The organism is Mesorhizobium sp. M0243 (genome assembly GCF_040321775.1).
GTDB lineage: Bacteria > Pseudomonadota > Alphaproteobacteria > Rhizobiales > Rhizobiaceae > Mesorhizobium.
On the sequence record NZ_JAMYSF010000004.1, the window covers coordinates 157,120 to 171,192 of the forward strand.

Here is a 14,073-nt window from a genome sequence, read left to right on the forward strand (position 1 = left end):
GGTTCAGATCCGCCTGATCTAGGCGGCCGCCTGCGCCTTGCGCGCTTCCTTCATGTTCGGCAGGAACACGGTGAGCAATCCAAGAAACGGCAAATACGAGCAGATCTGGAAGACGAAATCGATGCCCTTCATATCGGCGACGATACCGAGCACGGCCGCCGCGATGCCGCCCATGCCGAAGGCGAAGCCGAAGAAGATGCCGGCGATCATGCCGACGCGGCCCGGCACGAGCTCCTGCGCAAAGACGACGATGTTCGAGAAGGCCGAGGACAGGATCAGGCCGATCAGCACCGTCAGCACCATTGTCCATTCCAGATTGGCGTAGGGCAGGGCGAGCGTGAAAGGCAGCACGCCGACGATGGAGAACCAGATCATCGCCTTTTGCCCATAGCGGTCGCCGAACGGGCCGCCGAGCAGGATGCCCAGCGCCGAGGCACCGAGGAACAGGAACAGCATGACCTGCGACATCTGCACCGAAACGCCGAACTTATGCATGGAATAGAAGGTGTAGTAGCTGGCGAGGCTGGCGATGTAGGCATTCTTGCTCAGCACCAGCAATGTCAGCACGATCAATGCATTCGTCACCTTGCGGCGCGGGAAAGGCGAAACGAAGCTCGCCGCCTTGCGGGTGCCCTGCGCGGCACGCAGCCGGCTGTACCAGCCGCCGACCTGCCACAAAACGATGATGCCGATCAGCGAGCCGACGGCGAACCAGGAAATGCTGGTCTGGCCGAACGGCACGACGATGAAGGCCGCCAGCAGCGGCCCCATGGACTGGCCGAAATTGCCGCCAACCTGGAACAGCGACTGCGCCAAGCCGAAGCGGCCGCCGGAGGCGAAGCGGGCGATGCGCGAGGATTCCGGATGGAAGATCGCCGAGCCGATGCCGATCAGCGAGGCGCCGATCAGCAGCAGCGAATAATGCCCGGCATAGGCGAGCACGATCAGGCCGATCAGCGATGCCGCCATGCCGTAGGGCAGCGAATAGGGCATCGGCCGCTTGTCGGTGATCATGCCGATCACAGGCTGCAGCAGCGATGCCGTCACCTGAAAGGTGAAGGTCAACAAGCCGATCTGCCAGAAATCGAGGCCATAATTCTCTTTCAGGAGCGGGTAAATGGCCGACAGCAGCGACTGCATGATATCGTTGATGCAATGGCAGAAGCTCACCGCCAGGATGACGGTGAAGGCCGTCGCCTGGGCTGAAGCGTGACTGGTGGTCGCCGGTGGGGCGACGCTGGCGGCTGTCGTATCGGTCAAGGTAGGCTCCGTGGTCTTTTTGGCGGGCACACCCGCAGGCAGTTGACGGACGCTCCTGCGGCCGCCTTGTCGGACGCTCCTGTGGGGCGCCTGGGGACGGTGCCTTATAAGCCGCTTGCGACACGACTTCTTTCGTGGTTTGGTCCAATAGTTTCGCAAGTGGGCCATATCGGATGCCGCACGGCAAAGAAGTCTTTCACGTCGGCAATGTCAATCTCGGCCAGTTGCACGAGAGCCGTTGGCAATGGCTTGAGCAAGTGGCCGGGCCGGCGGTGGCACTGCCGACCGAATATCCGGACGGCTACCGCGTGCCGCAGCACCGCCACAGCCGCAGCCAGCTCTTGCATGCGCTTGTCGGCGTGGTGCTGGTGACGACGCGGTACGGGCGCTGGATGGTGCCGCCCGACCACGCGATGTGGATTCCAGCCGGCACCGAGCATTCCGTCGAGATGCTGGGCGATGTCTCGATGCGTTCGGTTTATGTCATGCCTCAGGCGATCCCCGGGCTGCCTGAAGGCTTGCGCGTCGTCGGCGTCACCGACCTGATGCACAGCCTGATCGTGGAATCGGAAAAGCTGCCGCAAGGCGGCGTTCTGGAAGGACGCGGTGGGCTGATCATGAACCTTTTGCTGCACGAAATCCCGACCTTGCCGGAACGGCCTCTCGGGCTGCCATTCCCGTCCGATCCAAGGCTGTCGGCGCTGTGCCGGCGCTTCGTCGCGGCACCGTCGCCGCACGCGACGATCGACGAGTGGGCCGATGCAGCCGGCATGAGCCGGCGTTCGTTCACGCGCGCCTTCCAGCGCCAGACCGGCCTGTCGCTGTCAACATGGCGCCAGCAGGCCTGCCTGTTCGCGGCGCTGCCCAGGCTGGCGGACGGCGAGCCGATCACCAGGGTGGCGCTCGATCTCGGCTATGACAGCGTGCCGGCCTTCATCACCATGTTCAAGCGCATGCTGGGGACCTCGCCGCGCGGCTATATGCGCGGCGCACGAGAGAGCGTCGAGGTCGCTCGTCGCCTGATCGGGCCGGTTCGGTTGGAAAGCTCTGCGCCGTAACGGCAGGTGCTGTTCTAGAAGCATCTCACCGTTTCACGGAAACGGCGATCTGCTCTAACTCTTTGTCGCAGTTCTAGACGGAAAACCGCTTCACACTTTTCCTGGAATTGCTCTAGTCGAACAGGCTCGACACCGATTCTTCGGTCGCGGTGCGCGAAATGGCTTCGCCCATCAGGTCGGCGATCGAGATGACGCGGATGTTGGGAGCATCGAGCACGCCCTGCGTCGGCTGGATGGAATCGGTGATCACCAGTTCCTGGAGCTTCGAACCGCTGATGCGGGCAACCGCGCCGCCCGACAGCACGCCGTGCGTGATATAGGCGGTGACGCTGGTGGCGCCGTTGGCCAGCAGCGCATCGGCGGCGTTGCACAGCGTGCCGCCGGAATCGACGATGTCGTCGATAAGCAGGCAATCCTTGCCGGCGACCGCGCCGATGATGTTCATGACTTCCGATTCGCCGGGACGCTCGCGGCGCTTGTCGACGATGGCCAGTTGCGCATCGAAGCGCTTGGCCAGCGCACGGGCGCGGACCACGCCGCCAATGTCGGGCGAGACCACCACGACGTTGCCGAGCTGCTTGTATTTGGCCTTCACGTCGCGGGCCATCACCGGCACGGAAAACAGATTGTCGGTCGGAATGTCGAAGAAGCCCTGGATCTGGCCGGCATGCAGGTCAAGCGTCAGAACGCGGTCGACACCGGCGCGGGTGATCATGTTGGCGACCAGCTTGGCCGAGATCGGCGTGCGGCCGGAGGCGCGGCGGTCCTGCCTGGCGTAGCCGAAATAGGGGATGACCGCCGTGATGCGCTTGGCCGAGGAACGCATGAAGGCATCGATCATGATGAGCAATTCCATCAAATGATCGTTGGTTGGGAACGAGGTCGATTGCAGGATGAAGACATCCTCGCCGCGCACGTTTTCCTGGATTTCGACGAAGATTTCCTGGTCGGCGAAGCGCCTGACCGTGGCTTTGCCCAGCGGGACGTTGAGGTACCGGGCGACCGCTTCGGCCAGCACCCTGTTGGAATTGCCCGCGAAGAGTTTCATGCACGGTTCCTGGTGGAGGATGATGAGACCTGACGGACTCGCTTGCGCCCTTTAACCGGGCTTTTAGCGGCCCGCGCCGGTATTGCAAGCGCCGAGATCGGGAATCCGCCGGCTAAACTCAAGAAAGCTCCGCGCCATCGCCGGGCTGCCACAGGGAGCAGCGGACTTGCGCTGCTCCTTCTTCTCGTTGGGCATCGGATTTTCCCAAAACTGTCTCCACTTTTGGGTCCGATGCCTCTAGCCGGCCTTGCCGCCGAGCCAGGCCGCGAATTGGTCGATGGTCTGGTCGGCGATCGTCTGCATGGTGGCCGGCGAGACCCCCTTCCAGCTGTCGCCGCCCACGCTGGCGCCGGAATTGACCGACGGGGCCTTCTGCTGACCATTGATGCGGTGCAGCCGGTTGCCGGCGGGGTCATAGACATCCCAGACATAGATGACGGTGGTGTCGGCGCCTTCCGACATCGTCGAGAAATAGCCCTTCAGCACATGTGTCACGGTCTGGTCGGCGCTGCCGGCGAGCGTGATACCGCGCTGCCTGGCGCGGGTCTGCAACTCCGCCGTCAGAGGTGTCGCGGCTTCTACCGAAGCGCCGACGATCGGCGCGATCTGCAGGCGGGTCTTCGACAGGATGGCAGCGCTTTGGGCTGATGTGACCGGTGCGGCGGTAGTTGCGAAAGCGCCCGCCGTGCTGGTGGCGGGCCCGGCCGGAACCGTGCTGCCTGACGTTGCGGGCAGCGTCTGGGTCGACGTCGCCGGCGGCGTGATCGCCGACGGTTCGAGCACGTCCTTTGCGTTGGTGCAGGCGGCAAGAGCCAATGCCACAAGCAATGACACGGTCGTCACATGCGATCGTCTCATTTGCCTTCTAACTCCTTGGCGAAGAACGCCTCCCATTGTGGATTCACTGTACGATCAAGTCGAGATCATGGCGGGACAGCGGCTTGGGCTGGGATTCGGTGGTCAGGTAGGTGCGGCCAAGCGTCATCGCCGTCTCGGTATCGGAGTCCATGATGATCATATGGGCGAACAGCGTCATGTTGGGCGCGATCGGTTCGGGATTGCCCTGGTAGAACATCGGCATGTCCATCCAGGACGGGGTGAAGCGGGCGCCGACTGAATAGCCGCAGGCGTTCAGCCGGTGCTTGGTCAGGCCGTGCGCCTCCATGGTGCGGGCATGAGCATCGAAGACGTCGCCGAAGCTGTTGCCCGGCATCATCGCCTTCTCGACAGCCAGGAGTGCTGCGCGGGCGGCGTCGAACAGTTCCTGATGGCGCTTCGACACCTTGCCGGTCAGCACCGTGCGCATCATCGGCGCATGGTAGTGGTTGAAGACGCCGGCCCATTCGAGCGTCAGCTGGTCATTTTTGGTGAGCTTGCGGCGGCCGGCCTTGTAGCGGCACAGCAGCGCATCGACGCCGGAGCCGATGATGAATTCGTTGGCCGGATAGTCGCCGCCGCCGGCAAAGATCGCACCCTGCATGGCGGCCAGGATCAGGGCTTCGTCGCCGCCCTGCTTGATCAGCGGCAGCGCCGCGTCGAGCGCATCATCGGAAAGATTGGCGGCCTTCTCGGCCTTGGCGACCTCGGCCGGGCTCTTGAACAGGCGCAGACGGCCGACAATGCCGGACGCATCGGCGATCTGGCCGAAGGTCTGCAACTGTTCGTCGAGCCGTCGGCCATTGAACGCGGTCAGGCCATGGGTGTCGTATTCGACACCGATGCGGGCGCCGAGCAGGTCGAGTTCGTTGAGCAGATTGCGCAGGTCGACCGCCGGATTGGCGCCGTTGCGGTCCGTCCACAAGACGATATTGTCGATAATCGAGGTCTGACGCGCCTGGCGCAGGTCGGCCGAGCGGGTCAGAAGCACCATCGAACCGTCGGCCTTCACTACCAGGCACTGGAAGAAGCAGAAGCCGAACGTGTCGTAGCCGGTCAGCCAGTACATGCTTTCCTGCGCGAACAGCAGGATGGCGTCGAGCTTCTTTTCGGCCATCTCGATGATCAGCCGGTCGCGCCGCGCGTCAAATTCAGATCGTTCAAAATGCAGCGCCATTATTCCCTCTCCAAGACAATTGCCGAAACCTGCCGGCCGTAATCGGGCTCCTTGCGATGCGTGGTGCGCCGGTAGGAGTAGAACAGGCCTTCCTCGGCGTAAGTGCAGCGGTCAAGGCCCTCAGCCGTCACGCCGGCCTTGGCCAACCGGTCAACCGTGTAGCGGTTGAGATCGAACATCGCATGGCCGGCATTGGCGGACGGCGCGAAATAGAGGATGTTTTCGGCGGCGACTTCGACAAAGCGGGCGACGAATTCCGGGCCGACCTCGTAGTTTTTCGGGCCGATGGAGGGGCCTAGCACGGCGACGATGTTTTGGCGCCGGGCGCCGAGGCTTTCCATCGCCAGGATGGTGTTTTCGAGCACGCCGGTGAACGCGCCTTTCCAGCCGGCGTGCGCGGCGCCGATGATGCGCGCCTGCGCATCGGCGAACAGCACGGGACCGCAATCGGCGGTAGAAGCGCCGATGGCGATGCCCGGCCGGTCGGTGACGATGGCGTCTGCCTTGGGCCGCTCGCCGGCAAAGGGCTCCCTGGCGATGATGACGTCGGGCGAATGGACCTGCCAGGCGGTCAACAGATGGCTCGCCGGCACGCCCATCCATGCCGCGACGCGGCCGCGGTTCTGCGCCACAAGCATCGGGTCGTCATTCGATCCGGTGCCGATGTTGAGGCCCTGGTAGATGCCGCCGGAGACACCGCCGACGCGGGTGAAATAGCCGTGGCGGATGCCTTGTGCCCGCGCCTTGTCCAGCAGCGGCGACCGAACGGGATCCGGTTTGGTCTGATTCAGCATGCGGGCGTTGTTGTCCGTGTGGGCGGTTTCGTCAAGAAGAAGGTGCTTGGTCGAGAACAGGCGCTGCAAAGCGCGGACGGGAGATTGGGAGGGGTGGCGGTAAAAAGTCAATCCGCCCCGGCGAAAGGCCGAACCTCCACGCCGCGGGGTAGCACCGCAAGCACCTTGAACAGCTCGCCCATGGCTTGCGGCCCTGCGAGGCGCTCGACGTCCCCGGCGATCCTTTCGCGCGCCGCCTGGCCGGCATCGGCGCCAAGCCGGCCGGCGCGCTCGAGGATACCCATGCCGAGGAGGAAGTCGCCCTGTGTCGTCAGATGGGCTTCGAGGCCATGTGCACGCACGATCGCGGCAAGGGCGGCGAAATCGACATGGGAGGTGAGGTCGGCCTCACCGGGATTGGCCAGCACATCTTCGTGATCGTGGCTGCGCAAGGCCTGAAGCGTGTCCCCGACACCCGGCTGGAAATGGCCGTAGTCGAGAAACAGGCCAACGCCGCCATGCCTGGATATGCGCTCGGCGATCGTTGCCATGAGCGCGGTGCGGGCAGGCGCCACTTCGGCAATCGCACCTTGCGGCGCTTGAGTGGCATCGGCGGGCAGCAGCGTCGGGTCGACCGAACCGGCGCCGGCGAAGAAGCAAAGGTCGTTGGTCTCGTCGAGGCCGACCATGCGCTCGCGCCAGCCGGTGCCGGCTCGGACGAACTGGCGGATGGGCACGGCGTCGAACAGTTCGTTGCCGACGATGAACAGCGGTTGCTGCGGCAAGGTCTCGATGGTTTCATGCCAGCCAACCGCGAAGGGTGTGGCGCCAAGCGTCTGCTTCTGCACCTCGGTCAGGCGCGGGCTGGTCTCGATCATGGCGAAGGTGGCGCCGCTGGCCAGATCAGGATCGAGCCGCGACAGCGTACGCAACATGTCCTTCATCAGCGTGCCGCGGCCGGGGCCGATCTCGGCGATGGTGGCCGGCAGCGGCCGGCCGCTCGCCTGCCACGCCTGGTACATCCACACGGCGACCAGTTCGCCGAACATCTGGCTGATTTCCGGCGCGGTGATGAAGTCGCCGCCCGCACCAAAAGGCTCGCGCGTCGTGTAGTAGCCGTCCGCCGGGTCGAACAGGCACAGCGCCATGTATTCGTTGATCGGAAGTGGCCCCAATGCCTCGATCAGGTCGACGATGCGGGTTTTCAGCCGTGTCATGCCGGCTGCGGCTGCGCCACCGGCCTGGCGGTCAGCATCGCCCAGATACCGGCCAGCACCATCGGCGTCGACAGGATCATGCCCATGGTCAGCCAGTTGGTGCCGAGGAGGTAGCCGAGCTGCTGGTCGGGCTCGCGGAAGAACTCGACGAAAATGCGCGACAGGCCGTAGCCGCAGATGAAGGCGCCGCCGACGAAGCGCGGCGTCTTCAGCTTGAGGCGCGAATGGGTGAGGATGCGCAGCACGAGGAACAGCACCACGCCTTCGAGAAGCGCCTCGTAGAGCTGGCTCGGGTGACGGGCAAACGGCCCGCCATTGGGGAATTCGAAAGCCCAGGGCACGTCGGTCGGGCGCCCCCATAGCTCGGAGTTGATGAAGTTGGCGACGCGCACCAGGCCAAGGCCGACCGGCACGCCGGCCGCCACGACGTCAAACAGCGACCAGATGCGGATGCCGCGCTTGATGGAAAACAGCGTCATGGCGAGGATGACGCCAAGCAGGCCGCCATGGAACGACATACCGCCTTGCCAGACCGCCAAGATGTCGAGCGGGTGGGCGATGTAGCGTGGCAGATCATAGAACAGCACATAGCCGGTGCGGCCGCCCAGCACGACGCCGATGGCCGCCCAGACGATGAAGTCGTCGAGATCCTCCGGCTTCATCGGCAGGACGCCGTTCGGCCATAGCTTGGCATTAGAGGCGAGCCGCTTGGCATACCACCAGGCGAACAGGATGCCGACGATATAGCCGACGCCATACCAATGCACCGCCAGCGGCCCGATCTGGATGAGGATCGGGTTGATGTTGGGGAAGGGTAGGGAGGCCAGCGGCAGCAGGAAATATTCGTTCAACGGGGAACTCTCATTGCGAAACGCGTTTGCGCGCGGACCATGCGGCAGGGTTTTGGCAGGGTCAAGGCAAGGTGGGCGCCCTCGACTTGATGCCGCAGCGCGGCGCAACATGCTTGCATTCGACGCGCGGCGCCATTACCTCATTTCGAGCAAGCGAGGATTTGCCATGTCGACCGGACCGAACCGCATTCTCGATGAATTCGCCAAGCTGATGACCGATGCCGCCGGCGCTGCCCAGGGCGTGCGCCGGGAGGTGGAGACCGCCTTCAAAGGCCAGGCCGAACGCATCCTCAACACCATGGACGTGGTGCAGCGCGAAGAGTTCGAGGCCGCGCGCGAGATGGCCGCCAAGGCCCGAGAAGAAAACACCCGCCTTGCCGCCCGTATCGAGGTGCTCGAGGCGAAGCTTGCGGAACTGGCCGGTGACGCCGCACCGGCGGCGGCGGCCAAGCCCCGCGCAAAAAAAAATAATCGTTAAACTTTTCCACATAGCCCGATCCTGAAAAGCGCTTTGCCGTGAATCGCTTAACGGCATTGCATGAATCTTTGTGACAGCGGCTTTCCACATGCGAATGACGCAGTGCGAAAAATTGGGCTGTTCACGCGACTCCCGATCAATAGACTGAATTTGTTGCATGATTCGGAGCAGGGTCATGCGACCGGGCGGTGGGGTCCGGTCTGGGGTCTTTGCGTCGAGAAGTAGTCTTTTGCGCAGGAAAGTCCTGGCCGTCCGAGTTCTAGACAAGATTGTTCGTTGTGTGTGCCCTCCCGCGGAGCGTGTGGCGGCGCTCGTACAGAACGACAGGAAGCATTCCATGGAACTTCTCGAACTCGAATTCTCCCGCGAAATCCATCCGGTGGATGTTATCGAGCAGGTGGCCCACAACAACGACTGGTCCTTTGAGCGGGCAGGCGACGACGAGATTTCGATCTCGGTTGCCGGAAGCTGGACCGACTATCACGTCTCCTTTTCGTGGATGGAGGATTTCGAAGCGCTGCACCTGGCCTGTGCCTTCGACATCAAGGTGCCGGAGACCCGCGCGCTGGAAGTGATGCGGCTCTTGTCGTTGATCAATGAGCAGATGCTGTTTGGCCATTTCGACCTTTGGGAGCAGGAGGGCGCGATTATGTTCCGCCAGTCGCTGCTGCTGGCCGGCGGGGTCGAGCCGTCGAGCCAGCAGGTCGAAGTGCTGCTGTCGTCGGCGCTGGAAGCCTGCGAATGCTATTTCCAGGCGTTCCAGTTCGTCGTCTGGTCGGGAACCTCGGCCAAGGACGCCCTGGCCGGCGTGCTGTTCGAGACCTACGGCAACGCCTGAGTCCCCGTAAGGCAGACAAGACCAAGATGAGTTCGAACAGCGAGCGCAAGCCCGAGATCAGTTTTGCCGATTTCGATCGTGTCGACATCCGCGCCGGCACGATCGTCGAGGCCGAACCGTTTCCCGAGGCGCGCAAGCCCGCATTCAAGCTGAAGATCGATTTCGGCCCCGGCATCGGCATCAAGAAATCGTCGGCGCAGATCACCAAATATTATACACCGGAGACGCTGATCGGCCGGCAGGTGTTCGCGGTGGTCAATTTCCCGCCGCGCCAGATCGGTCCATTCATGTCGGAAGTGCTGACGCTCGGCTTTCCCGACGAAGAGGGCGCTGTGGTGCTCGGCGCGATTGAGCGCAAGGTGCAGGATGGCGGGCGGTTGTTTTAGGCTAGAGGAACGACCGTCGCGTTCCTTCGCGCTTCCTCCGTGTTGCTGATGTCGAACAGTACGGTGCCGCCAGCCTTTGGTCAGGCCGCCAGCTTGCGCGTTGTGCCCAGTGCTTCCTCGACCGTATCGAGAAACATCTCCGCACAGGCTTTCCAGCTATAGCGCATGGCACGTTCGCGGGCTTCGGCACGGTCTACATTGAGCGCCGCAAGCGAGGCCTCGCGCAGATCGTTGGAGACCGCGCCGCCAAAGCCGTCGCCGACGATGTCGATCGGCCCTGTCACCGGATAGGCGGCAACCGGCGTGCCGCTGGCCAATGCCTCGATGATGACGTTGCCGAACGTGTCGGTGCGGCTCGGGAAGACGAAGACATCGGCCGAGGCATAGATCTCGGCCAGTTCGTCGTTGGGGCGATGGCCGAGGAAATGCGCTTGCGGATATTTTGCCTTGAGCCTGGCAAGCTCGGGGCCTTCACCGACGATCACCTTGCTGCCCGGCAGGTCGAGGTCGAGAAAGGCGGAGAGGTTTTTTTCGATGGCGACGCGGCCGACGCAGAGGAAGACAGGGCCGGGGAAGCCGAGATCCTTCTTCTTGTCGGGCCGGAAATGGTCGGTGTCGACGCCGCGCGTCCACGGCCGCAGCTTGGTGAAGCCGCGCGCTGAGAGGTCGTCTGCGAGCGACTGGGTGGCGACCAGCGTGCCTTGGCCGGAATTGTGGAAATCGCGCAGCCAGCGATAGGCCCAGCTCTCCGGCACCGGCAGCCGTGCGCTGAGATATTCGGGGAAGCGCGTGTGATAGCTGGTGGTGAACGGCCGGCCGGCATTGCGGCAATAGCGCCGCGCCATGATGCCGAGCGGTCCTTCGGTGACGATGTGGATGTGGTCGGCTCTGCCGGCGTCAATCAGCCGCGCGACATGGCCGGGCGTGGTCAGCGCCAGCCTGATGTCGGGATAGGTCGGCAAGGGCAGGGTGCGAAAGATGTTCGGCGTCAGGAAATCCACGGCGACATCGAAGGATTTCAGCGTCTCGGTGAGCCGCTCCAGCGTGTGGACAACGCCGTTAACCTGCGGCCGCCAGGCATCGGTGACCATCAATATGCGCATGGCGGCCCTTTGCAGGAAAGGTCGACGGTTGCCTTGAGACGATGCCGGAACGGCGACCAGCCCGCTGCTCTCGCTTCGCTCCAGCGCACCCGGACGGGCACGGGGTCGAAGATAGACGGTAGGCCCGAATCAATTGAGGTCGCGCGCTTCATGCACGCTCTTGATCATGGTTTCATGACGGGCCGATGAAGCCGGTTTCCACTTTTCGGAATCGTGCCCGGTTATGCGGGAACCTTGATGACAGCGCGCAGTCCGCCGAGCGGGCTGTCTTCAAGAGTGATGTCGCCGCCATGAGAGCGGGCGATGTCGCGGGCGATCGACAGGCCGAGCCCGGTGCCGCTGGCATCGAGGTTGCGGGCCTCGTCGAGCCGCACGAAGGGTTTGAACACGTCCTCGCGCCGGTCAGCGGGGATGCCCGGACCATCGTCGTCGATGGTGACCAGCAGCGAGCCGCGGCCATGGGTGGCGTTGACTTCCACCGTCTTGGCATAGCGGAAGGCGTTGCCGATCACGTTGGACATCAGCCGGGCAAAGGCGTTCGGCCGCACATGCACATCGGGGTCTCCGGCAAGCGTCGTCGACAGCTTGCGCTTGCGCAGCCTGGCCTCCTCGTCGAGCTTCTCGAAATAGGCCTCGAGATCGAACCGTCCGGCGTCTTCCGAAGCCTCGCCACGGGCAAAGGCGAGATAGCCTTCGAGCATCGACTGCATGTCGTCGATGTCCTGGTCGAGCGCGGCCTTGGTCTCGGCCTTGCCGCCGGAAAGCGCCAACTGCAGCTTGAAGCGGGTGAGGATGGTTCGCAGGTCATGGCTGACGCCGGTCAGCATGGCGGTGCGCTGCTCGATCTGGCGCTCGATGCGCTCGCGCATCTGCATGAAGGCAAAGCCGGCGCGGCGAACCTCCTCGGCGCCGCGCGGCCGGAAGTCGCGCGGCATCGGCCGGCCCTTGCCGAAACTTTCGGCGGCTTCGGCGAGCATCAGGATCGGCCGGATCTGGTTGCGCAGGAAGGGAATGGCGATCATCAGGAGCACCAGCGAGGTGCCGACCATCCAGATCAGGAAGATGTGGGTGTTGGAGGCATAGGCCTGGCTGCGGCGCACGAAGACGCGCAGCACCTTGCCCTCGAGCTGCACGCGCACCTCGACGATGTTGGAGTTGCCGACCGTGTCGATCCAGAACGGGCGGTTGATCTGGCGGGTGATCTCGGACGAGAGAACATCATCCAAAATCGAGAAAAACGGTTTTGGGCCGGGCGCGGGCAGCGGGTCGGGCGGCAAGAGGTCGACCTTCAGCTGCATGCGGTCCTGGGCGATGCGGATGATGTTGGTGTAGTCGGCATCGCGCGGATAGGTCTCGATCAGGTCGATGATGGCGGCAATGTCGCGCACGGTGGCCTGCGACAGGCGCTGCGTCACGGTTGCCCAATGACGTTCCATGAAGACGAAGGCGACGACCGATTGCAGCAGGATCATCGGCGCGATGACGATGATCAGCGAGCGGGCATAGAGCCGCTTGGGCATATAGAGCGAGACGAGGCGCCAGAAGCGGTTCCAGGCGCGCGGCACCGCCTTCAGCGTCCGCGCCGCGCGTGCGCTCAAGCCGCCATTGCCCGGCTGTTCCAGTTCCGTGGTTGCCATTCGCTCATTTCGCTTGCCCGCAGCCGCTCAGCAGGCCGCAGGCGGCATTCTATTCCACGCTGAGCCGATACCCAATACCGCGCACGGTCTGCAGCCAGACCGGGTTGGACGGATCGCGCTCGATCTTGCGGCGCAGCCGGTTGATCTGGACGTCGATGGTGCGCTCGCCGACCTCCGAATCGTCACCGACAAGCTCGTGGCGGGGTATCGTCTCGCCGGCCCTTGCCGCGAAGATCGCCAGGATCTCCTGTTCGCGGTCGGTCAGCTTCAGCGCCTCGCCGCCACGCTTCAATTCGCGCCGGGCGATCTGGAAGGTGTAGGGGCCGAAGACCAACTGCTCGACCTTGGGCGTGGTCGCCGGGCCACCACGGCGAAGGATGTTGTTGATGCGCAGGATCAGCTCGCGCGGATCGAACGGCTTCGGCAGGTAGTCGTCGGCGCCGGCCTCAAGCCCTGAGATGCGGCTGTCGGTCTCCGACAGGGCCGTCAGCATCAGGATCGGTACGTTCTTTTCGGCCCGCAGCGACTTGGTCAGGTCGACGCCCGTCTCACCCGGCATCATGACGTCCAGCACCAGAAGGTCGAAGTCGAGGCCGGCAAGCTTGCGCCTGGCTTCGCCGGCATTGCCGGCGACGGTGACGCGAAAGCCGTTTTCGGTCAGATACTGCTTGAGAAGATTGCGGATTCGGGTGTCGTCGTCGACCACAAGCAGGTGTGGCGCGTCGTCGTCCGGTGCGGCCGCGTGATCGACCCGTTCAGTGCTCTCCATGGCTTTTCCCTGACATTTTTGCGGACCCAACGTCGATCTGCGCCCTCAGTTCCGGATTGACCATCGCTTCGAGGAACCGTTCCACCAAGGTCCGTTCGGTTACTCCGGAATCCCCCAATGCAGCATGGATGCGGCGCGACTGTGGCCGCGCCAGCGCCAGCGCCAGCGCACGGCCCTTGGCCGTCGGATAAAGTTCGCGCTGGCGGCGGTCGCGCGGACCTTGCAACTGCACGACATGGTCGGTGTCAATCAACTGCTTGAGCACACGGGCCAGGCTCTGTTTGGTGATCTTCAGCACGTCGAGCAGTTCGGCGACCGTCAGGCCCGGCCTGCGGTTGACGAAATGCAGCACCCGGTGGTGGGCCCGGCCGAAGCCGTAGTCGGCCAGGATCTGGTCCGGATCGGAGGTGAAGTCACGATAGGCGAAGAAGAGCAGCTCGATGATGGCGAAGTCGATGCCGTCCTCGACCGACATCGCGGTCCTGATCGGTTTTCCGGCGGCTGGGCTTCGATCCGTCATTATTTCTCCGTGGGAAAGAGAGATTATGTCAGTACTATTGACGTAATTTCCCTGCAATGGTAATTTTTGACAAGCTTTTGGG

The 14,073-nt window shown here is 63.6% G+C and carries 16 protein-coding genes; 4 read left to right on the forward strand and 12 right to left on the reverse strand.

Annotated elements, in window-relative coordinates; genetic code table 11:
- Nucleotides 1-18 precede the first annotated feature (18 nt).
- Nucleotides 19-1,260: an MFS transporter gene (locus NKJ11_RS06820; RefSeq protein WP_352610480.1), complete on the reverse strand. Its 1,242-nt coding sequence runs from the start codon at nt 1,258-1,260 to the stop codon at nt 19-21.
- A 173-nt stretch (nt 1,261-1,433) separates the two neighbouring features.
- On the opposite strand from NKJ11_RS06820, the gene NKJ11_RS06825 reads away from it, so the two are divergent.
- Nucleotides 1,434-2,318, forward strand: coding sequence for an AraC family transcriptional regulator (locus NKJ11_RS06825; protein ID WP_352792945.1), 885 nt, complete (start codon nt 1,434-1,436; stop codon nt 2,316-2,318).
- A gap of 112 nt (nt 2,319-2,430) precedes the next feature.
- Here NKJ11_RS06825 and NKJ11_RS06830 read toward each other — a convergent pair whose 3' ends face one another.
- From NKJ11_RS06830 to lgt, 7 genes are all read right to left on the reverse strand, one after another.
- A complete protein-coding gene (locus tag NKJ11_RS06830) occupies nt 2,431-3,366 on the reverse strand; it encodes a ribose-phosphate pyrophosphokinase (RefSeq protein ID WP_013530002.1) in 936 nt (311 codons plus the stop codon).
- Between the two features lie 63 nt (nt 3,367-3,429).
- Nucleotides 3,430-3,561: a hypothetical protein gene (locus tag NKJ11_RS06835; RefSeq protein ID WP_281040476.1), complete on the reverse strand. Its 132-nt coding sequence runs from the start codon at nt 3,559-3,561 to the stop codon at nt 3,430-3,432.
- A 42-nt stretch (nt 3,562-3,603) separates the two neighbouring features.
- Nucleotides 3,604-4,224: a hypothetical protein gene (locus NKJ11_RS06840; RefSeq protein ID WP_352610477.1), complete on the reverse strand. Its 621-nt coding sequence runs from the start codon at nt 4,222-4,224 to the stop codon at nt 3,604-3,606.
- Between the two features lie 43 nt (nt 4,225-4,267).
- On the reverse strand, nt 4,268-5,419 hold the full coding sequence (locus NKJ11_RS06845) for a M24 family metallopeptidase (RefSeq protein WP_128303766.1): 1,152 nt from the start codon (nt 5,417-5,419) through the stop codon (nt 4,268-4,270).
- Entirely contained in the window at nt 5,419-6,213 is a 795-nt protein-coding gene (gene pgeF / locus NKJ11_RS06850) for a peptidoglycan editing factor PgeF (RefSeq protein ID WP_128303767.1), read from the reverse strand. Before pgeF ends, NKJ11_RS06845 begins: the two co-directional genes overlap by 1 nt.
- A 107-nt stretch (nt 6,214-6,320) precedes the next feature.
- Entirely contained in the window at nt 6,321-7,409 is a 1,089-nt protein-coding gene (locus NKJ11_RS06855) for a class I SAM-dependent methyltransferase (protein WP_128303768.1), read from the reverse strand.
- On the reverse strand, nt 7,406-8,260 hold the full coding sequence (gene lgt, locus NKJ11_RS06860; RefSeq protein ID WP_128303769.1) for a prolipoprotein diacylglyceryl transferase: 855 nt from the start codon (nt 8,258-8,260) through the stop codon (nt 7,406-7,408). The genes NKJ11_RS06855 and lgt overlap by 4 nt, the downstream gene beginning before the upstream one ends.
- Nucleotides 8,261-8,426: 166 nt before the next feature.
- Here lgt and NKJ11_RS06865 point away from each other — a divergent pair, with 166 nt between their 5' ends.
- From NKJ11_RS06865 to NKJ11_RS06875, 3 genes are all read left to right on the forward strand, one after another.
- Nucleotides 8,427-8,738: an accessory factor UbiK family protein gene (locus NKJ11_RS06865; RefSeq protein ID WP_128303770.1), complete on the forward strand. Its 312-nt coding sequence runs from the start codon at nt 8,427-8,429 to the stop codon at nt 8,736-8,738.
- A gap of 337 nt (nt 8,739-9,075) precedes the next feature.
- Nucleotides 9,076-9,576 (forward strand): type III secretion system chaperone family protein, encoded by a 501-nt coding sequence (locus NKJ11_RS06870; protein ID WP_013893499.1) that lies wholly within the window; start codon nt 9,076-9,078, stop codon nt 9,574-9,576.
- Between the two features lie 26 nt (nt 9,577-9,602).
- Nucleotides 9,603-9,962, forward strand: a complete 360-nt coding sequence (locus NKJ11_RS06875; protein ID WP_128303771.1) for a tRNA-binding protein — start codon at nt 9,603-9,605, stop codon at nt 9,960-9,962.
- 80 nt (nt 9,963-10,042) lie between these two features.
- Here NKJ11_RS06875 and NKJ11_RS06880 read toward each other — a convergent pair whose 3' ends face one another.
- The 4 genes from NKJ11_RS06880 to NKJ11_RS06895 all read right to left on the reverse strand — a co-directional run bounded on the left by NKJ11_RS06880 (nt 10,043) and on the right by NKJ11_RS06895 (nt 13,991).
- On the reverse strand, nt 10,043-11,065 hold the full coding sequence (locus NKJ11_RS06880) for a glycosyltransferase family 4 protein (protein WP_128303772.1): 1,023 nt from the start codon (nt 11,063-11,065) through the stop codon (nt 10,043-10,045).
- Nucleotides 11,066-11,286: 221 nt separating this feature from the next.
- Entirely contained in the window at nt 11,287-12,702 is a 1,416-nt protein-coding gene (locus NKJ11_RS06885) for an ATP-binding protein (RefSeq protein ID WP_023809807.1), read from the reverse strand.
- 49 nt (nt 12,703-12,751) lie between these two features.
- Nucleotides 12,752-13,471, reverse strand: a complete 720-nt coding sequence (locus NKJ11_RS06890; protein ID WP_013530014.1) for a response regulator — start codon at nt 13,469-13,471, stop codon at nt 12,752-12,754.
- Nucleotides 13,458-13,991 (reverse strand): MarR family winged helix-turn-helix transcriptional regulator, encoded by a 534-nt coding sequence (locus tag NKJ11_RS06895; protein WP_027039379.1) that lies wholly within the window; start codon nt 13,989-13,991, stop codon nt 13,458-13,460. The genes NKJ11_RS06890 and NKJ11_RS06895 overlap by 14 nt, the downstream gene beginning before the upstream one ends.
- Nucleotides 13,992-14,073 lie beyond the last annotated feature (82 nt).